The sequence below is a fragment of the Sphingobacterium sp. 2149 genome, assembly GCF_031455655.1.
Taxonomy (GTDB): domain Bacteria; phylum Bacteroidota; class Bacteroidia; order Sphingobacteriales; family Sphingobacteriaceae; genus Sphingobacterium.
Genome location: NZ_JAVDTD010000006.1, coordinates 104606 through 123033 on the forward strand (window position 1 = coordinate 104606; position 18428 = coordinate 123033).

Consider the following 18428-nt stretch of genomic DNA (forward strand, 5'->3'; position numbering starts at 1 on the left):
GATCTTATAATTTACGCAATAATTCAATGGCTTCTTTGGCGACTATCTTACCCGATATAATGGATGGAGGTACCCCGGGGCCGGGCACCGTCAGCTGCCCTGTATAAAAAAGATTCTTAACTTTCTTGTTCCTGATCTTCGGTTTCAATACCGCTGTTTGTTTCAATGTATTTGCTAATCCATAAGCATTTCCGCCATAAGCATTATAATCGCTTACAAAGTCGCTCACACAGTAACTTCTTTTATATACGATCTGTTCATATAACATATTTGAACCAGTATGCTTTTCTAGACGCTTTAACATATGAATAAGATATTTTTCACGCGTTTCTTCATCGTCCGAAATAGCTGTAGCCAATGGCATTAATAAGAAAAGATTCTCCGTATTTGCAGGCGCCACATTGGGATCCGTTTTGGATGGACAACAAGCATAAAACAAAGGATTCTGAGGCCACTTCTTTTCGCCATAGATACATTCAATATGATCGTCCAATGGATGCTCAAAAAACAAGGTGTGATGCGTTAAATTAGGAATAGGAGACTTCATACCTAAGTAATATATCAAACTGGATGGTGCAAACGTTCTGGTTTTCCAGTAATCCTCATCGTAGTTTCTGAACTCTTTATCTAATAATGTTTCAATATGATGATAATCTGCCGAGGCAACCACAACATCATAATCATGATACACTCCGTTAATCTCCAGCGAACTGATCGTATTATTTTTAACCCTCATTCCAGCGACATTATGATCGAAATGAAAAGTTACGCCTTGCTTCTCAGCCACCTGTTGCATCGCTAGCACCAATTGAAAAAAACCTCCTTTTGGATAATGAGTACCTAATGCATAACCGCCATAATTCATTAGGCTATATAAGGCCGGAATATCTTTGGGTGAAGCACCCAAAAATATAACAGGAAATTCCATTAATGTGCGTAGCCTCTGGTCCTTAAAATATTTAGCAACATAGGATCTAAAATTAGAAAGCAGATCGAGCTTAAAAGCACTAAGAGCAATCTTAGGGGACAGAAATTCACTCCAATTGTGACAGGGTTTATTGACAAAGTCGCGCATGCCTACCTCATACTTAAATTTGGCAGCCTCCATAAATTTATCCAGCTGCTCACCCGCTCCAGGTTCGATCTGCTCAAACAACTGATTTAATTCCGGATAAGATTCGGGTACGCTAATCTGTCCTGAACTAAATATCATTTCAAATTGCGGATTGAGCGAAACGAGCTCAAAAAAATCAGCTGTACTGCAATCAAAATCTAAAAAAAATGACTCAATGATATCAGGCATCCAGTACCAGCTTGGTCCCATATCAAATTTAAATCCTTCAACTGTGTCAAACTGTCTCGCCCTCCCACCGGGCACCGTATGCTTTTCATAAACATGTACGTCGCATCCAGCCTGAGCGAGATAAGCCGCAGCTGAAAGACCTGAAAAACCCGCACCTATAACTGCTACCTTCTTCTTCATTTATGTTAATTTGATTCCTTCTTCTTCACTGATGTTAATTAAACTATGGATGTTATTTCGCTATATTGATCTGCTCCAACAGTTTATCTGGTGAAATATTCTTATCGTAAATTACCTGATGAAATCTGCTCAGTTTATCCAATAGACTTATTAATGTTATTTTTTCACTGTATGTCAAATTACCTGAAACAATTTGTGTTGCATGCCGTATTTTTTCCATTTGTTGATCTAAAGCTAATCGACCATTTTCCGTAATATAAATCACTTTACTTCGACGATCCGATTCTGAACTTTGCTGGCTAATCCATCCTTGTTTGATTAAACGGTTAATAATGGCCATACCCGCTGGTTTTTCATGAATATTCCTCCTGATTAGCTCCATTTTTGTCATCTCACCAAATGACCTAAGGGTAATAAGATATATATATTCCTCTTGGGTTGAAAAATCAGATTCCCATATAGCCGCTTTGGAATAGCTTTTTGCAAACCTATTCATATGCACAAGTAAGGTGCTGATTACACTTTCTGGCGTGCGCCCATTTTCCTTTCCTTCCCAATAGGGCTCAACAGAAGTTCCTGTTTCCTTTGCCGTTATCCAACGCTTAAATCCATCGGAGTCATCGCTAAAGCTATCAGTAACTTCTGTTTCCGCGTCAAATTCCTCGACTAATCCAATGATTTCTTTTAAAAGCTTATACTTCATACACACAAATTAGAACACTAATATACTATTATAGTTTTATGTATAAAAAAAAAGGGTTGTTTTAGGATAAAATTAAACCAATAAAAATAATATAGAGCTTAATTCTGAATTACTATTAGTTCGTAATATACTAAAAAACAGCAATAAAATCTGAATGTGAGATCAAATAAACCGCATATGTATTAAATTTTGTTACGAATGATACGATTAAGCTCACTTCGACTATATGGAGCAAAAGAATGTAAGGGTTTTATTGTCACCAATTGACGAATGCCAGTGAAGATGAAGAAATGAAAATGAGATTTTAAAAACGATCTCATTTTGACAGATGTCCATCTCTAAAAAAGAATTATGGCAAAATCGAATCAAAATCAAAAAAAAATGCCAAATGAGCATTTACATGAGTTATTTGTAGACGAATTAAAAGATATTTTGGGTGCTGAAAAACAACTTTTAAAAGGGTTAAAGAAAATGAGCAAGGCAGCCGAAGATGAACAGCTGAAACAGGCATTTGAAAAACATCATGGCCAGACCGAACAGCAGATTGAGCGGCTTAAGGAAGTGTTTTCCGTATTGGGAATCGCCGCTCGAGGTAAGAAATGCAAAGCCATGGAGGGGCTCCTAGAGGAAGCTGACGAGATTATCGAAAATTTTGAAGGAGACCCAGCATTGGATGCAGCGCTTATTTCTGCAGCGCAAAAAGTTGAACATTATGAAATAGCAAGTTATGGTTGTCTGGTTACATTTGCAAAGCTGATGAAACATTCAGAAGCAGAGCAATTGCTACAACAAACACTTGATGAAGAAAAGGAAACAGATACGTTACTTACAGAAATTGCTGTTTCAGGCGTAAATGAATCTGCTTAATAATGAATAACGAGAAATGCCCGAACAATCGGGCATTTCTCGTTTCAAATCCTGTGCCGCGATATGAATTCCATTTTATCTGCTGGGTAGCATAAGGGAATCACGCTTTTAAACTTCTATATTCCGAGTACGCATTGATTAATTTTAATCGTACAAGAAATATATATCTCCTCCAAATATCGAAATTGAGCGTTATCTTTTCCGATCAAATTTTAAACGATTTCATCGGGATATTGTTCTCCAATCAAGAAATAGCATATGGAAGATTTATTGTATTCGATAGCCGTTAGCATAATCATTATTTGGGCGGTTACTTTTCTTGGCGGGTTCGTAACAGAAGATACTGTTCATGTTTTATTAATTCTGGCCGTTGTAACCTTTATATTTCGTGCAATAACGGTTAATGGGAGCCGCGAGGCTAGCAGATCTGAGGAATAAGTTATTACCGAAACTCCCCTACGCATCATATAATGGAAAAGCTATATTTATTCTATTTGTAAAAGCCCCGACTATTTACAAAAAAAGGCAGATTTGTACAATGCTCAGGAAAGAATAACTAGCTAAACCGCGAAGTAAATTTAAATATTTATCTAAATTTTAGGATATTTATATAGGAAACAACACAAATAAAAGATGTAATGGCTTATGAAGGTTCTCTTGACAGGTGTGACGGGCTATATTGCCAAACGCCTCTTACCCGTATTATTGGAGCAAGGACATGAGCTTATCTGCTGTGTGAGGGATAAAGATCGGCTCAATATTCCAACTGAACAGCATAATATAAAAGTTATCGAAGTAGATTTTCTAGATAAAGAGACACTCAAAAACTTGCCAACTGACTTTGACGTAGCTTATTACCTGATACATTCGATGGCTACCCAAACTGGTGACTTTCAACGCATGGAAATTGAATGCGCCACCAACTTCAAAAATTTCATTGAGTTGACCAAAGCACAGCAGATTATCTATTTGAGTGGAATAAGTAATTCCAACCAGCTGTCCAAACACCTGGATTCAAGGAAAAATGTAGAAAAGGTATTAGCAAGTGGTTCAATTCCCATTACAACATTAAGGGCTGGTATAATTGTCGGGTCAGGTAGCGCTTCTTTCGAAATCATACGCGATTTAGTAGAGAAACTGCCGATTATGGTCACGCCAAAATGGCTTAAAACGAAATGCCAGCCAATAGCCATCCGGAATGTCATTGAATTTATGGTAGGTGTTGTACTAAACGCTGAAACATACCATAAAAGTTATGATATTGGTGGTCCGGATGTTCTTACTTACAAAGAAATGCTTTTGCAGTATGCCGCTGAGAGAAAGCTTACGAGACATATTTATATTGTTCCTGTTATGACGCCAAGGCTATCTTCCTACTGGCTCTATTTTGTTACTTCCACTTCATACAATTTGGCTAAAAACTTAGTTGACAGCATGAAAGTAGAAGTGATATGTAAACCAAATCGCCTTGCCGAGCAACTTGGCATATCACTGATAAACTACCGAACGGCTATCCAATTGGCTTTCCAAAAAATTGAAAGTAACCATGTGATTTCGAGCTGGAAAGATGCGCAGACCAGTACTATTCTATCTGGAGGATTAAGCAGACTGTTGGAAGTGCCGGCTTATGGTTGCTTTAAAGATGTTCGTAGCGTGACACTCGGCAACAGTGACACTTCATTAAACAAAATTTGGTCTATAGGCGGACAATCGGGTTGGTACTATGGCAATTGGCTTTGGAAAATTAGAGGCTTTATGGATCAATTGGTTGGTGGGGTCGGCATGCGACGAGGGCGGAAAAGCAAAACTGATCTTTCCGCAGGTGACACCCTTGATTTTTGGCGTGTCCTAATTGCAGATAAAAAACAGAAAAGACTACTTCTCTATGCAGAGATGAAATTACCGGGCGAAGCATGGCTCGAATTTAAAATCGAAGGACAAACGTTGATACAAACTGCGACTTTTAGGCCATTGGGAATTTCAGGTAGGCTATATTGGTATGCCGTGCTACCCTTTCACGCCTTTATATTTAAAGGCCTAATCGAGCAAATTGCGAAATTGGAAAAATAATATGGAAACTATGTTGTATTTTCACTGAGAAATGATTACCCACTGATGGGTTCACGTAGCTAACAACGCAAAAAAAAATGACCATCCCAAATCAAATAAATAAACCGTACAGCACATCCAATAAAAGCGACTTCAATACCTGTCAACGAATTCTGGAGGAACTTTGTAGTCAGACCAAAATGAGATATGGGTTGATACGTAAGAAAGATGGACTAAAATGGGGAAATTGGTGCGTTTATGATTATCAGTCTCAACAAATAGTTGATAAAAATAGTGACACTTATGTTAAAATATATCAGGAAATCAGAACAGGTTTTTCCCCTATTTACATTGATGATAGCGCACAATGTACTGTTGATCAATGGGCTCACGTGCTGCAGGAATTCGGCTTAAAAAGTTATATCTCTTATCCAATAATTAACAAGAATGACGCTATTGTGGGGCACATGAGTTTTATGCATGCGGAACCTGTACATTTGGACCGAAACAAGTTGGAAACGCTTCTCCCAATTTGCAGTGATTTAATTGCACTAGACTTTAACACGATATTCGGCTTAAATAACGCGAGAAGTGCATTAAAACAGGAGCTTAGTTACACTAAAAACAGAGAACTCATTTTAACAGCCCTGGCCCACGATCTAAATAACCCTGTCAGTATCGTAAAGGTGATATCACAATACTTGGTGGGAAGTGTAAAAGATGATAACCAAAAACGCTTAATAAAGAAAATAGAAGAAGCGTCTTTTCGGATGAAAGGGATGATCGATGATATATTGGATTTTAGTAGTATTCGTCTTGAAAATAAACCCTCAATAATTAATGAATGTTTCCGAATAGATACGGTAATTAGACAAATCCTATCAGAATATGAGTTTTTGCATCATCAAAAGTTAATTGCCAACATCGATCTTCCGACTGAGATACGCTGTGATCAACATAAGATGGGACGAGCCGTTGCAAATTTAGTCGGAAATGCAATAAAGCATGGGGATCCTAATAAAAACATAGAAATCAACGCATGCATTGATGATGGGCAATTTATTTTTAGCGTTACGAATGACCTCATATTCCCACAGCACATGTCGGATTTATCAAACTTGTTCGAACCGTTTACAAGAGGAGCCAATAGCAAAGGTTTGGGATTAGGATTATTTATTGCACGTGAAATAGCAAAACTTCACAAAGGGACCATAACCGTTCACTTAGACAACAGTAAAATTACTTTCAAACTGCTTATCCCGGCAGATTTCACGAGGTCTATTCCATGACATATATTTAAGCTGATCTAAAATAATGCCCAATTCACATCGGTTCAAAGAGGGTGTGCCAATCACACCCTAAATCTTGTCAAGTAATCACATGTTTGGTACTGGACAGTTTTGTTCAATAAGTTTCTCATGTTTTAGCTCGCTCCAAAAGTCGGTGGGGATCTTAGCGTTAAAAGAATTTGCATTTTCTACCGCCTGCTCAGCAGTATGTGCACCCGGTATCACCCCAGATACTTCTTCAGGAGCGGCCGAAAATTGCAATGCTGCTGTGCGAAGATCGACGTTGTGATTTTTTGCGACCTGATGCAATGCATTTAGTTTTTCCTTTACACCCGCAGGGAAATTTCCATCGTAGAGATAACGGTCTTTCCCAGCTAAAAATCCAGCACATAATGGCGCTCCCACAACAATTGAAACACCTCTTTCAGCGACTTTAGGAAAAACTTCATTCAGCCCTTCCTCGTGTTTTATCAGCGAATACTGACAGGCTGAAAGAAAAACATCTGGGTCTGCAACGTCCAATGTCTGTAAAATCGGTTCTACGGTATTAACTCCCAGCCCCCAGCCTTTAATAAGCCCTTCTTCTCTCATCCTAGTCAATTCAGGCATCGCACCGTTAGCAGCTTGCTCAAAATAATAAGCATAGCTGTCTTTCATATCTCCATTGTCTGGTGAAAGGTCATGAATAAATACCATATCTATCGAAGACAGTCCTAAGCGTTGTAAACTGTCTTCTAAGCTCCTTCTTACACCTGATGCAGTATAATCATAACGGTACCCAAAATTTAATTTCCCCTTCCACAGCAACTGGTCCATGTTAAAATCCTCTTGAGGTAACATGAGTCTACCCACTTTTGTTGACAAAGTGAAACTTTCCCTAGGTTGATCTTTTAAAAATAAGCCCATTCGACGTTCGCTTATACCTAAACCGTACCATGGGGAAGTGTCAAAGAGTCGTATTCCAGCCTTCCACGCCGCTTCTACTGTCTTCAAACATTCATAATCAGTATGGTGCTGAAATCCATTACCTAAAGCTACGCCTCCCAATCCTGCCTTATCAACTGGACGAAATCTTTCCTTCTGCATTAAATTTTCTGTTGCATTCATATCTTTTTCCATTAATGTTTAATTTTCCCGTTCGATTAGCTCCATTGAATTAACTTTGCTCGTGTTTCACTCTTTCCGCAAGTTCATCATGCGCAGTAAGATCAAGACGTAAAGGTGTAATGGACACTAAATTGTGTTCTACTGCCCAGCGATCTGTGCCTTTATCAGCAGGTTCTAAAGGTATGACAGTGATCCAATAGTTTTCCCTTCCCATAGGATCTTCTCCAGCGACAACCCTACCATCATACAACCTTACTGATTGCCTTGTCCATGCTATGCCCTGAGGTTGGGCTGGGAAATTCACATTGTACAGAGCGGGTTCTTTGTTTTCAAAGGGTTCTTCATTTTCAATTAATATTTTTAGCACATCCCTTGTCCATTCAGATAAGCCATCAAAATCCGGTTCAGTCTTTCCGACAGGGGTGCTCAACGCAATACCCGTAATGCCAAGAAGAGTGGCCTGCTTTGCAGCAGCTAGTGTACCCGAATGCCACATGGAATTACCAAGATTTGGTCCCATATTGATACCGGAAAGTACAACCTGCGTATCAGGAAACATATGTAAACCCAATGCTACGCAATCTGCCGGAGTTCCATTGACCCTAAAAGCTTCAATATCTTCGAAAGTAATAGGGGCACGCCGGTAACTTAGCGGCCGGGAATGCGTAATCGCATGTCCCATTGAAGACTGTTCCACATCGGGTGCCACAATTTTTACCGTGCCAAACTGTTTCGCTATTCTTGCCAGTGCTGCGATACCAGGCGAATAAATGCCATCGTCGTTAGTAATAAGTATATTCATAGTTGTTCATTTGTTTAAAAACCAATCTCAGCCATGCTTTGTTCAATTGTTATGAAAGAACATGGCAAAAACATAAGATTAGTACATAACCCTACCGCTGGGGATGATACGAATGGGGACAAAGATGAACTATGTCAATTGATTGAAAATCTTGGACACAATTGTACAGTAGTCGCAAAACAGCATGCTGTCAAGAAGATCGATCCGCAGACTGATATTATTGCCTTGGCCGGCGGTGATGGCACGATCAGAACTGCAGTTTTAGCGCTATTGGAAAAAAAACTAAAATTTAAAAGACCAATCGCCATACTGCCACAAGGAACTGCAAACAATATTGCTATCTCTCTTGGCATTCCTCTTGACTGTGAAAAAGCCATTGGTCTTTGGAACGACTGTAAACTTAAAAAATTCGATGTAGGAATGATTTTGGGATTAGCAGAAAAGCCACTCCATTTTATAGAATCTATCGGTTTCGGCGTATTCCCTTTATTGATGGAAAAAATGGACAAAAAGAGTTTAGATGAAGATCTTAGTGCAGAAGAAGAAATAAAAATTGCACTCCAGCAATTACGCGAACTGGTCCAAACGTTTCCGGCCAAAACACTGAAAATAAAGGTAGGAGAAAGTCACTTTGAAACAGCATGTATTCTCGCCGAAGTTATGAATATTCCAAGCATGGGGCCTCGACTAATCTTATCTTCCAATGCTGATCCGGGCGACGGACAATTCGACATCATCATTGTAACTGAAAAGCAACGGCAGGAACTTATAGACTATATTGACGGGCTATTGAATGGATCCAATGTAGCATTGAAAATAAAACCCATCCGAGCTAGTCAGTTGACCATGGAATGGGAAGGCAAAAAAATACACATCGATGATGAATGCAGGAGTTACAGCGGCCAGCAAATAAAAATTTCCTTGCTTGAAAACCTTATTGAAATTGTTGCTGGCGAAAGTAAGCTATAGTTTGCGCCAACGATAACGCTACGAACGCTGTTCCCTACTAAAAAACAACATGTCAAATGCATAGATTGAAAAATAAATCTCGTACGGCAAGCATAGTTATTTTTATGATGATAACGTCCTCTGAGGAAGATTCAAAGAAGTCAAACAATGCGTTGTCCGAAGATCATAAAGATGATACTTCCAAACGTATAAAGCGTCCTAATACCGATTTATCAGGTATTAAAGACGATCGTACCCATAATAAGGATGCAGAACAGGCCGCGCAGAGAAAAAAAGACGACGAAGACACACCCGATCTTTCCGGTGACATCAATGTTTAGAAGGAAATCAGCCTGTTATCCTTGTATTGGCAGGGATTGATTAAGGGTTGCTGGCCTTCATTAGAATTTAACTTTTTAGAACTTAACTTTTTCGAGGTGGGAAGAAGAACAGCTTTGGATTTATCTTAAAATAGATCCAAACGGCTCGCCCCATTTTAATCAATTCTCCCGAGGATAAGTTACGCGAACGAAAAGCTAAAATCAACGATAGGGAGAAACTAACCATAAAGTTGAAAAAACCTATCAATCCAATCCCCAAGATCCCCCAAAACCAGATCTTGGCAGGCAACTCCATACCGTTCCCAAATAAGCCCAATGCTAAATTCCCGCTCGCAAATGTGATGTGCCTAATATCCAGATTTAAACCTAAAAAAAGTCCGACGGGAGCTGTAGTTCCCATAAAAATTCCAAACCAAACGTTAGATACGATACCTGCCCATTTTTTCTCATAGAACAAAGCTATTTTGTTTGTCTGCCGCTGTCCAAATACTTTTTTCAACATCGGATGCTCCTGAATGCGATAATAAACTGAATTATGCTTGTCTCTATTTGATATACTTCCAGCAATAATTCCCGAAAGAAATAAAAAAACTCCCGCGATTGATGCATGAAAAACTAAAGGTGTTTTTACAGGGTTAAGGTCGTTAACAAGATGTAACCACTGTTCACGCGCAATATTAACATGAGACAGCTGTTGAATCAACCAAACAAGAAAAAGACTCATCGGAAAGGCCATCACAACATTACCAACAAAAGCAATGAACTGAGACCGAAATAATCTTCCAAATAATTCAGCAAACATCCAATAACGATGTCTGTTATTTCCAGCTCCGGAAGCTCCCTGCTCAATTGCATTGACCAATGCAGAAGCCGTCATTGCGGGTTGTTTGGTTGCTAAAGTTGCACCAAAAAGATAAATTAACGTGAAACCTATCGCATAATTCAGGCTATATAAAAATGCATGACCAAACTCACTGGTATGTACCTTTCCCAACAATAACTTTAAGATACACATCACACCTACAATGAGGCCACCACCACAGGCGGATCGGAACATTTTCCAATATTCTTTTTCACTTGAGGTGATATAGTGTTCACCTGTCTGCGCGGTATGATGCGTAATCTCGTAGGCCAAAAGTTGTGTACTCTGACCAACTAATTTGCGAATATTGCTTTTCCCGGAATTGTATCCAAGGAGAGTGATTGCCAGTTTGATTGTCTTTTGCTTCTTTTCATCCGGATGATCAATCACCAAAAAATATAAAATTTCTCGGATCCTTTCTAATTGTTGCCGCATGCGCAAAAGGGATTGATTCACTTTAATTGAAATTCCAAAACGATGTGAATTGTCGAATGCTGTTTCGATATACGCTTCGCATTGTCTATGTAGTACTAAAATCTGCTTATAAGATAGATCGTTGGACGGAATAAACTTTATATTGGATTGCAAAAGACGATCATTCAATTCGGTAAATTCCCGCATAATTGCTATAAATGGACTATCAAAATTTTGAAACTCCGGCACCATCTTGTTTACATCTGTTTCCATAGCACGCCCTGTAATACGTTGGACCAACACTTCCAGTCCATACAATATTTCAATCATCCCAAAGCCAGTTTCATCGTCATAAATCGTTTGCAATCCACATAAACAAAACAGTGCATCAACCTGATCCTGAGGGATCGTTGCTATCCACTCAGCATCGCGAGATTTATAAAAAACTTGATTTAAAAGATATTGTAAAGTAGACTTCGGCGGCTGAAAAGGTAGATACCGTTCTGTAATTCTTTTTTTAAGTTCGTAAAAAAAATCTGCATAACTTATGATGCCCGTATCAGAAATCAGCTGATCAAAATCCTTGGCAACGAGGATTCTTTTAAGATAAAGCTGAAAGCATTGAAGTTCTTCAGGTGATGCATCAAAATAGTCTAGTAAAAATTGAATGTCGGCCCGATAATGTAAATTGACATGCTTTGGACGAACGACTTCCACCAGTGAAACCAAAAAATCAACATTTATATAAGCTGGGTCTGCTATTTGAGTTTTAAAACGTTCAAATAAACGCTTTACCTGCGACTCGCTATCCTGTTCCTTTTCCATATATAATAAAATTCCTCTCTAGATACCAAGTTTGGGCACGTTTTGTTTTTCAAATCTAAAAGAGATATGCCTTACATCGTGTCAAAGAGCCACTAGAATGAATGATATCTATCATTTTTCAATCCATAGCATTTTCATAATTTTATAGCTAAGAAATTATAAATCAAAAGTGAACGATAAAGAAAAGACAAAAATGAAAAAAAATGACAAATTGAAGCCCGCAAAAATATGTTATGAACATATCGGCGGTAAACTCGGTCAGCTCCTACTTGAAAATTTGATCGCTAAAGGCTGGTTGGCGAAAAAAGATCCCGCAGATAAAAACTTCTATATCACTGAACTTGGAGAATCACAATTGATAGCATTTGGAGTAGACTTATCACAAATTAAACCCTAATTACCATGAGCTTGTTATTAGATTACGACAATTTCTTTTTACCGGTCGATGACCTCGATATAGCAAAGAAATTTTATCGGGACCAACTTGGGCTCGAAACTAAGTTTGACTTTCCAGCAAAAGGGATGACTGCGTTCAAAATAGGCGACAATGAACCAGCTATCATACTGAGTTCTGCTCAACAGGCAAAACCATGTATCTGGTTTACCGTTGCAGATGTTAAGGAAACCTATGCATATTTAAAGGAAAAGGGGATCGTATTTTTAAGCGAGCCGTTTGAGATTATGACAGGTCTAGCAGTCGAATTTAATGATCCTTTCGGAAATAAGCTTGGAATAACCGATTATTCCAAATCAAATAAAATTTGATTTTAATACCGACTGGGCTTTTATGACGCTAGGAAATAATTGCAAACTGATTGATACAAACATGAGTCGACTTTTTATTTTATCGAGGCAAAAGGTCGGATCATTTATTGTGAAAATACACTAATTTCTGCGCCCTAAAGACCGTCGATAAGATACCAACTCAGAATAAGACCAATGACAAAAATCAATACAGCAACAATGGTGATACTATTCGAAGTTTGAACGAAGTTCTCTTCCTCAATTTGCTTATTTGTCTTACGGTATTTAAAGAAAGCAACGATAACCGTCAATGCACCAATAACCACAATGGAAACGCCAACAACGCCAGAATATTCATGTTGGGAGCCAACAACGACATCTTTCTTTAAAATGAGCTCTATCTGACGAATAAATAATGAAAATTTAACGACTACGAATCCAAAGCCCATAATCCCTAAGCTGGTTCGTATCCAAGCGAGAAAAGTCCGTTCATTAGCAAGATGGTCATTTACCTTCTGTGGTACACTGTTATTTGACATTTAAATAAATTTTGTGGTTTTTCCCTTTATAAACGCTGCAGAACTTTAAAAAGTTTGCATCATATTTTAATGTCTCGATCTTTGAAATTTCTTTCTAAAGTCTTTTCTACATAACGTAAGCGATTTGCGAATAGCAAACGGCGATTTCGCCGACAGGTTAAACAAACACTTGTAAAATTACCACATTGGAACATCTGTTAATATTCCAGACGTTGACGTTTCAATTTATCAGATATTTAATCAAAAATACCGATGCAACTATAGTGAACTACGCCATGATACATCTTAAGGATATGTTAAACTTTTAAGATTAACACTTTTTAACCATATAATATGGTAACTTTAACAAAAATTAGAATTTACATCAACCACAAATGCCCTTTTTAGACCACGTTCTGCAAGTTCCTACCTACGGATGGAAAGACGCCGATGGAAACCTCGTTAAGCCAACCAAGAGAGAAATTTTCAAAGAATTCTTCAAACGCCTCAATATTTTTAAGGATAAACGAAATTGGCTACCCTTTTTTAGCTGGTTCAAAGTAGCCTGCCTAATTCCGTTTTTTATACTCTTTTTGATATACCACTTCAGTTGGTGGACAGTATTGGCGGCCTTCCTCTATAGTATGATTGTTATGGGAACCCATGGCACGATATGGCATCATCGATTTGCCACACATGGTGCATTTAAATTCCGTAACGGTTTCTGGCGCTTTGTCACACAGAATCTGACTATCAATGTAATTCCCGAAGAAATATATGTGATTTCGCATCATGTGCATCATGCCAAATCGGATAAACCCGGTGATCCATACAATGCGCAAGCTGGCTTTCTATACTGTTTCTTAGCCGATGTAAATCATCAGCCTATTGCTAAGGACCTAACGGAAAATTCATATAACCGGGTCAAATTACTTATGCGACATACAGGTGTTACAGCCAATAGCTATGCACAATATAAAAAGTGGGGATCATATGTCAATCCGTCGCACGCGGTGTGGTCATGGATACTTAATTGGGCCTTTTGGTATGCCATGTTCTATCTGATTGGTGGTCATGCCCTTGCTTGCACACTCTTTGGCGCGGCTGGCTTCTGGGCTGTCGGCGTCCGAACATTCAACTATGAAGGCCATGCAAAAGGCGAAGACAAACAACGGGAAGGCATCGATTTCAATGAGAAGGACAAATCCATAAATCAATTATGGCCAGGCATTGTAGCAGGTGAATGGCACAATAACCATCATCTATACCCCAAGAGTGCACGTAGTGGTTTCAAACCATACCAAATTGACCTTGCGTGGTGTTATATTAAAATAATGCATAAACTAGGAGCAGTTAGCAGTTATAGGGATGACAAGAAAAGATTTGATGAACACTATCGCCTCCCCTACCTACAATCAAAAGAATAATAGTCAAATTTGGTGTTAAACGCATTCACAGCGATTTTTTTGCCTAAGAGATTGTGCCGATTGTAGCCTGATACTCGCTGTGAATAGCTTATTTTTTGACCCCTGCCACCTATTCGATACTATACAAAAGCGTACAAGCGCCGAACGGTTTATACACAATTATTTTTCCATGTAATAGAGATCCGAAAATATTTTTGACAGTTTCTCAGGATCTTCTCTCCATGCGGCATACATACCTTGCCCCCTATCATCCGGAACGATGTCCAATTTTCCAGCGGATACATATTCCAATATTTTCACCGCTGTAGTATCTGGATCTGGCATCTCCCAATCGCTTCCTTTGTTCATATCAGTATCTATAGCTCCAGGGTTCACCGCATACACGGCTACACCATCTTTAGCCAATTCGATGCGAACGGATAGTGTAGCCGAATAGAGGGCTGCTTTTGACGCCGCATAACCAGCAATTGAGGGTAACGGAGAATATGCCGCAATGGAAACGATATTAATCATAATAGACGGTCCATTCGTTATGAGAATTGGAGCAAATGCACGCATCATTTTTATTGTCCCAAAATAATTCACCTCTAGATCATGTTCCATGCCCAAAAGTTCTCCTTGCAACATGTTTCCTGGATTTAAGGTTCCGGCGTTATTGATCAGAATTTCTGTATCGAGAGCTGCATTTGCAATCTCCGCTATTTGTTCATCGTCCGTAATGTCCAGTTGTAAAGGCACTATTCGATCATCATCGAATAACGGCATCGATTTCAAATTTCTGCAGGTGGCATATATCTTTCCTGCTCCATGATTAAGCAGTGCACTCACCAGTGATTTACCTATTCCTCTATTGGCTCCTGTAACCAAGATGATTTTATCTTTAAAAACATGCATCGTGTAATATTTATTAGTTTACACAAAACTATATCAAAAGAGAACCCTAAAAAATCCGAAACTTGCGATAATTGCAGTACTCTTGATTCATGGAAGATAACAAATCGCATTTTTGAATATCAATAGCTATTATTGATATTTTATCCTGGTTAAAGACTATTTTAAATACAAAAGCATCTATAGGACAACGTACTACTCAAAGACATTCAATAGTGATAATCAAACAGTTAATCAACTCTAGGAAATATGCTTTTTACTAAGGCTGCATAAAGGGCTTCCTGCGTCACAGGTTTGACTAACCAACACGTTATGGCAAGAGGCTGACAAAGCTGCGCTATATTATGTTCGTCAGCACTAAAAACAGGAATAATATGCTGGTCAAAATTATTATTGTATTTTTTTTCGAAAATATGCTGTATGGTTTCAATACCACTCATAATGGGCAATTGATTATCAATCAAAATAGCATCAAAACGGCGCCCCGCCTTCAACATTTGTACTACTTCAAATCCTGTTTTTGCTTGCGTTGTATTAATCTTTTTCAAAGACAGCATCTGGGCCAAATCATTTCGTTCATACGCTTCCTCAGCAACAATAAGCACATCCTTTATTTCTCCCAGTCCTCCCCATTCTTCCGTTTCCCAAATAGCAGGTACTTGGATATTGAAAAAGAATCGGCTTCCGGCATCGAAAATGCTTTCCACTTTCAATTCACTATCCATCATATGAAGCAATTTATTCGATATGGTCAGTCCCAAACCAGTCCCGCCATAGCGTTTAGTCATCGAGTTATCTTCTTGCGAAAAAGCTTCAAATATCTTTTCCAATTTTTCTTGTTTGATACCTATACCTGTATCTTTTACGCTGAAACATAACACAGCTTGGCCAGGACCTTCTGATACGACTGAAATACTGAGTTCAATGGTGCCCTTCTCCGTAAATTTAGTCGCATTACTCAGTAAATTCATTAATACTTGCTTGATACGCAGCGCGTCAACCCAGATGTATTTGGGTACATTGGGAGCGATATTCAAATAAAACTCTAGTCTTTTGGCTTTGAGCTGTATGTTAAGAAAGTTTTTCAATTGAATAACTAATTCGTAAAGATCAGTCTGTTCGACATCCAGTTCCAATTTGCCTGCTTCAATTTTAGAAAAGTCTAGGATATCTGTGACAATTCCAAGCAATAAATTAGCAGATTGATCCACGATCGTGAGGTACTCCCTTTGCGTCTCCTCAAGTGCTGTTCCGAGCAGTAAATCGGTAAAGCCAACAATTCCGTTTAGAGGCGTGCGAAGTTCATGGCTCATGTTCGTCAAAAATTGCGTTTTTGCTACATTAGCTTGCTCTGCAACTATTTTAGCCTTTTCAAGCTCCTCACGTTGATAAATGATTCTACTTATATCTGTGGCGATGGCAAGGTAACCAATGACATCTTCATTTATATCCCTTATATAAGTAACAGCGAGCGAAACATGTAACCTACTTCCATCTTTTCTACAATAGGTCCACTCTCGTTGTTCAGCGCCATGTAATTCAGCCGTATCCGCAAAAAGACGAAATTCATCTACTGCGTGCCTCAATTCAACCTCCATTTCTTTAGCCCGCAAAACGAGTTCCTCTTTTAAATGAAAATGTGCAAGACCTAATCTACCAATGACTTCTTCACTGCTGTATCCCAAAAGGTTTTCGGCACCTGTGTTAAACAATGTAATTATGCCAGTTTTATCGGTTGCTATAATAGCGACTGCGGAGGTAGCATCCAACACTTCTGTAAGCATTTTTTTGGAATGCGAAGACTCTGCTTCTATGCGTTTACGTTTGTCAATATCCTGAAAAGTTCCATATAAACGAACACAACGTCCATTTTCAAAATCAGCATTTCCCAACGCACGTATCCAAAGGCCATGCCCCGTGAATGTGACAATTTCGAGTTCCAAATCCCAAGGCTCTCCTGTCGTGAGTGCATGTTCAATTGCAAGCCGTATTTTATTCCTAGATTCCCCTTCTTTATAGAAGTTCAGTGCCGTTGTTAAGTTTGGTTCATACGCGTCAGGTACTTCATGAATCTCTCTGGTAATTTCCGACCATACAATCTTTCCATCAGCAGGTGTATACTCCCAACCACCAATCCTGGCCACCCTTCCAGTTCGCATCAAAGTTGCCTGTGCATGCTTAAGTTCCTTTTCCAGAAAATGCTGCTCAGTAATATCCACTGCATTTCCAATCACATACGGTACTTTGTTCGTATTGTTTTGTAAAATATTATTGAACATCCAAATACGCATCTCGCCCGAACGTGTAACGGTACGCATTTCCCCTTTAATAATTCCTTGTTGAATAATTACGGATAGGTAATCTTGTAAATTTTGATGTCCCTCCTGCGGAACAATATCAAAAAGCGATCTTGACTGAATCTCATCTTTTGTATAGCCCAGGATTCTGGCACCCGCATCATTCACGGTTATGAAATTACCATTCAGATCGTGTGTACACATCAGCCCTTGAGAGTTTTCGAAAAATGCTTTCAGCTTCTGTTCACTTTCCTTATACTTTTCTTTTTCTTTTCTATTGACGATCAGTGTGACGACTTCATCTCGCAGAAGTCTTAAAATTTCCTTTTGATATTGATCGAGCTGCCTCGGAACACGATCGATAACACACAGCGCACCTAATGCATAACCATTGGGATCAATTAGTGGTAAGCCTGCGTAAAAACGGATATTTGGTTCTAAAGTGACCAATTCATTGGATTTAAAACGCTCGTCCTTTTCGGCATCTTCCACTTCCATTAATTGATCTTCGTGCATTGTGTACTGGCAAAATGAAACCTCTCTTTTTGTTTCTTCGTTATCCAGGCCTAGGCGCGATTTAAACCATTGCTTATCTTTATCAACTAATGAAATCAGTGAAATAGGCGTACCACATACAAGCGATGCAATTTTAGTTATACGGTCGAATTCTTCCTCTGGTGCTGTATGTAGAATTTCGTATGCGTGCAAAACACGTATTCGATCTGATTCGTTTGCGGGAGATAATTTAGCATTCATTCAAAAGCCCGTATTGGTTATCAATTATTTCTTCTACGCATTTATAGGTCCTCAGGTATAGCTTGGTTCAATCATCCTTTTCCGCCCACATAGATTTTAATTTAG

Annotated in this window: 17 protein-coding genes; 9 read left to right on the forward strand and 8 right to left on the reverse strand. The window is 38.8% G+C overall.

From position 1 onward, the window contains the following. Nucleotides 1-4: 4 nt before the first annotated feature. Together J2X77_RS10310 and J2X77_RS10315 are read right to left on the reverse strand one after the other, a co-directional pair. Nucleotides 5-1483: a phytoene desaturase family protein gene (locus tag J2X77_RS10310; RefSeq protein ID WP_310080643.1), complete on the reverse strand. Its 1479-nt coding sequence runs from the start codon at nt 1481-1483 to the stop codon at nt 5-7. A gap of 52 nt (nt 1484-1535) precedes the next feature. Then, nucleotides 1536-2186, reverse strand: coding sequence for a MarR family winged helix-turn-helix transcriptional regulator (locus J2X77_RS10315; RefSeq protein WP_209577997.1), 651 nt, complete (start codon nt 2184-2186; stop codon nt 1536-1538). A gap of 351 nt (nt 2187-2537) precedes the next feature. On the opposite strand from J2X77_RS10315, the gene J2X77_RS10320 reads away from it, so the two are divergent. The 4 genes from J2X77_RS10320 to J2X77_RS10330 all read left to right on the forward strand — a co-directional run bounded on the left by J2X77_RS10320 (nt 2538) and on the right by J2X77_RS10330 (nt 6391). After that, nucleotides 2538-3053, forward strand: a complete 516-nt coding sequence (locus tag J2X77_RS10320) for a ferritin-like domain-containing protein (RefSeq protein WP_310080646.1) — start codon at nt 2538-2540, stop codon at nt 3051-3053. A gap of 258 nt (nt 3054-3311) precedes the next feature. Continuing rightward, nucleotides 3312-3491, forward strand: coding sequence for a DUF5670 family protein (locus J2X77_RS23735; RefSeq protein ID WP_370877874.1), 180 nt, complete (start codon nt 3312-3314; stop codon nt 3489-3491). 207 nt (nt 3492-3698) lie between these two features. After that, nucleotides 3699-5123 carry an SDR family oxidoreductase gene (locus J2X77_RS10325; protein WP_310080648.1) on the forward strand — a complete coding sequence of 475 codons (1425 nt, stop codon included), beginning with the start codon at nt 3699-3701 and terminating at the stop codon, nt 5121-5123. Between the two features lie 77 nt (nt 5124-5200). Further along, nucleotides 5201-6391 carry a GAF domain-containing sensor histidine kinase gene (locus J2X77_RS10330; RefSeq protein ID WP_307185360.1) on the forward strand — a complete coding sequence of 397 codons (1191 nt, stop codon included), beginning with the start codon at nt 5201-5203 and terminating at the stop codon, nt 6389-6391. Between the two features lie 87 nt (nt 6392-6478). On the opposite strand, the gene J2X77_RS10335 is transcribed toward J2X77_RS10330, so the two are convergent. Together J2X77_RS10335 and surE are read right to left on the reverse strand one after the other, a co-directional pair. Next, on the reverse strand, nt 6479-7510 hold the full coding sequence (locus J2X77_RS10335; RefSeq protein ID WP_307185359.1) for an aldo/keto reductase: 1032 nt from the start codon (nt 7508-7510) through the stop codon (nt 6479-6481). Nucleotides 7511-7547: 37 nt separating this feature from the next. Then, complete coding sequence (gene surE, locus J2X77_RS10340; protein WP_310080650.1) at nt 7548-8300, reverse strand: 5'/3'-nucleotidase SurE; 753 nt, start codon at nt 8298-8300, stop codon at nt 7548-7550. A 51-nt stretch (nt 8301-8351) separates the two neighbouring features. Here surE and J2X77_RS10345 point away from each other — a divergent pair, with 51 nt between their 5' ends. Together J2X77_RS10345 and J2X77_RS10350 are read left to right on the forward strand one after the other, a co-directional pair. Continuing rightward, nucleotides 8352-9269 carry a diacylglycerol kinase family protein gene (locus tag J2X77_RS10345; protein ID WP_307185357.1) on the forward strand — a complete coding sequence of 306 codons (918 nt, stop codon included), beginning with the start codon at nt 8352-8354 and terminating at the stop codon, nt 9267-9269. Nucleotides 9270-9373: 104 nt separating this feature from the next. Then, nucleotides 9374-9589, forward strand: coding sequence for a hypothetical protein (locus J2X77_RS10350; protein WP_307185356.1), 216 nt, complete (start codon nt 9374-9376; stop codon nt 9587-9589). Between the two features lie 82 nt (nt 9590-9671). Here J2X77_RS10350 and J2X77_RS10355 read toward each other — a convergent pair whose 3' ends face one another. Continuing rightward, nucleotides 9672-11690: a hypothetical protein gene (locus J2X77_RS10355; protein WP_310080652.1), complete on the reverse strand. Its 2019-nt coding sequence runs from the start codon at nt 11688-11690 to the stop codon at nt 9672-9674. A gap of 193 nt (nt 11691-11883) precedes the next feature. On the opposite strand from J2X77_RS10355, the gene J2X77_RS10360 reads away from it, so the two are divergent. Next, a complete protein-coding gene (locus J2X77_RS10360; RefSeq protein ID WP_209577988.1) occupies nt 11884-12087 on the forward strand; it encodes a hypothetical protein in 204 nt (67 codons plus the stop codon). 5 nt (nt 12088-12092) lie between these two features. Continuing rightward, nucleotides 12093-12455: a VOC family protein gene (locus J2X77_RS10365; RefSeq protein WP_209577987.1), complete on the forward strand. Its 363-nt coding sequence runs from the start codon at nt 12093-12095 to the stop codon at nt 12453-12455. A gap of 134 nt (nt 12456-12589) precedes the next feature. On the opposite strand, the gene J2X77_RS10370 is transcribed toward J2X77_RS10365, so the two are convergent. Continuing rightward, nucleotides 12590-12973, reverse strand: a complete 384-nt coding sequence (locus J2X77_RS10370) for a YidH family protein (protein ID WP_209577986.1) — start codon at nt 12971-12973, stop codon at nt 12590-12592. A gap of 374 nt (nt 12974-13347) precedes the next feature. Between J2X77_RS10370 and J2X77_RS10375 the strand changes: the two genes are divergently transcribed. Continuing rightward, complete coding sequence (locus tag J2X77_RS10375) at nt 13348-14379, forward strand: fatty acid desaturase (RefSeq protein ID WP_209577985.1); 1032 nt, start codon at nt 13348-13350, stop codon at nt 14377-14379. Between the two features lie 159 nt (nt 14380-14538). Here the strand turns inward: J2X77_RS10375 and J2X77_RS10380 are convergent, their stop codons facing one another. Both J2X77_RS10380 and J2X77_RS10385 read right to left on the reverse strand, forming a co-directional pair. Beyond that, nucleotides 14539-15273 (reverse strand): SDR family oxidoreductase, encoded by a 735-nt coding sequence (locus J2X77_RS10380; RefSeq protein ID WP_209577984.1) that lies wholly within the window; start codon nt 15271-15273, stop codon nt 14539-14541. 227 nt (nt 15274-15500) lie between these two features. Continuing rightward, nucleotides 15501-18323, reverse strand: a complete 2823-nt coding sequence (locus J2X77_RS10385) for a PAS domain S-box protein (protein WP_209577983.1) — start codon at nt 18321-18323, stop codon at nt 15501-15503. Nucleotides 18324-18428 lie beyond the last annotated feature (105 nt).

Coding starts and splice junctions, on each gene's coding strand:
- J2X77_RS10360 (WP_209577988.1), top strand. CDS start 11,884: ATGAAAAAAAATGACAAATTGAAGCCCGCAAAAATATGTTATGAACAT.
- J2X77_RS10375 (WP_209577985.1), top strand. CDS start 13,348: ATGCCCTTTTTAGACCACGTTCTGCAAGTTCCTACCTACGGATGGAAA.
- J2X77_RS10385 (WP_209577983.1), bottom strand. CDS start 18,323: ATGAATGCTAAATTATCTCCCGCAAACGAATCAGATCGAATACGTGTT.
- J2X77_RS10365 (WP_209577987.1), top strand. CDS start 12,093: ATGAGCTTGTTATTAGATTACGACAATTTCTTTTTACCGGTCGATGAC.
- surE (WP_310080650.1), bottom strand. CDS start 8,300: ATGAATATACTTATTACTAACGACGATGGCATTTATTCGCCTGGTATC.
- J2X77_RS10310 (WP_310080643.1), bottom strand. CDS start 1,483: ATGAAGAAGAAGGTAGCAGTTATAGGTGCGGGTTTTTCAGGTCTTTCA.
- J2X77_RS23735 (WP_370877874.1), top strand. CDS start 3,312: ATGGAAGATTTATTGTATTCGATAGCCGTTAGCATAATCATTATTTGG.
- J2X77_RS10325 (WP_310080648.1), top strand. CDS start 3,699: ATGAAGGTTCTCTTGACAGGTGTGACGGGCTATATTGCCAAACGCCTC.
- J2X77_RS10370 (WP_209577986.1), bottom strand. CDS start 12,973: ATGTCAAATAACAGTGTACCACAGAAGGTAAATGACCATCTTGCTAAT.
- J2X77_RS10320 (WP_310080646.1), top strand. CDS start 2,538: ATGGCAAAATCGAATCAAAATCAAAAAAAAATGCCAAATGAGCATTTA.
- J2X77_RS10380 (WP_209577984.1), bottom strand. CDS start 15,273: ATGCATGTTTTTAAAGATAAAATCATCTTGGTTACAGGAGCCAATAGA.
- J2X77_RS10315 (WP_209577997.1), bottom strand. CDS start 2,186: ATGAAGTATAAGCTTTTAAAAGAAATCATTGGATTAGTCGAGGAATTT.
- J2X77_RS10330 (WP_307185360.1), top strand. CDS start 5,201: ATGACCATCCCAAATCAAATAAATAAACCGTACAGCACATCCAATAAA.
- J2X77_RS10345 (WP_307185357.1), top strand. CDS start 8,352: ATGAAAGAACATGGCAAAAACATAAGATTAGTACATAACCCTACCGCT.
- J2X77_RS10355 (WP_310080652.1), bottom strand. CDS start 11,690: ATGGAAAAGGAACAGGATAGCGAGTCGCAGGTAAAGCGTTTATTTGAA.
- J2X77_RS10350 (WP_307185356.1), top strand. CDS start 9,374: ATGATGATAACGTCCTCTGAGGAAGATTCAAAGAAGTCAAACAATGCG.
- J2X77_RS10335 (WP_307185359.1), bottom strand. CDS start 7,510: ATGGAAAAAGATATGAATGCAACAGAAAATTTAATGCAGAAGGAAAGA.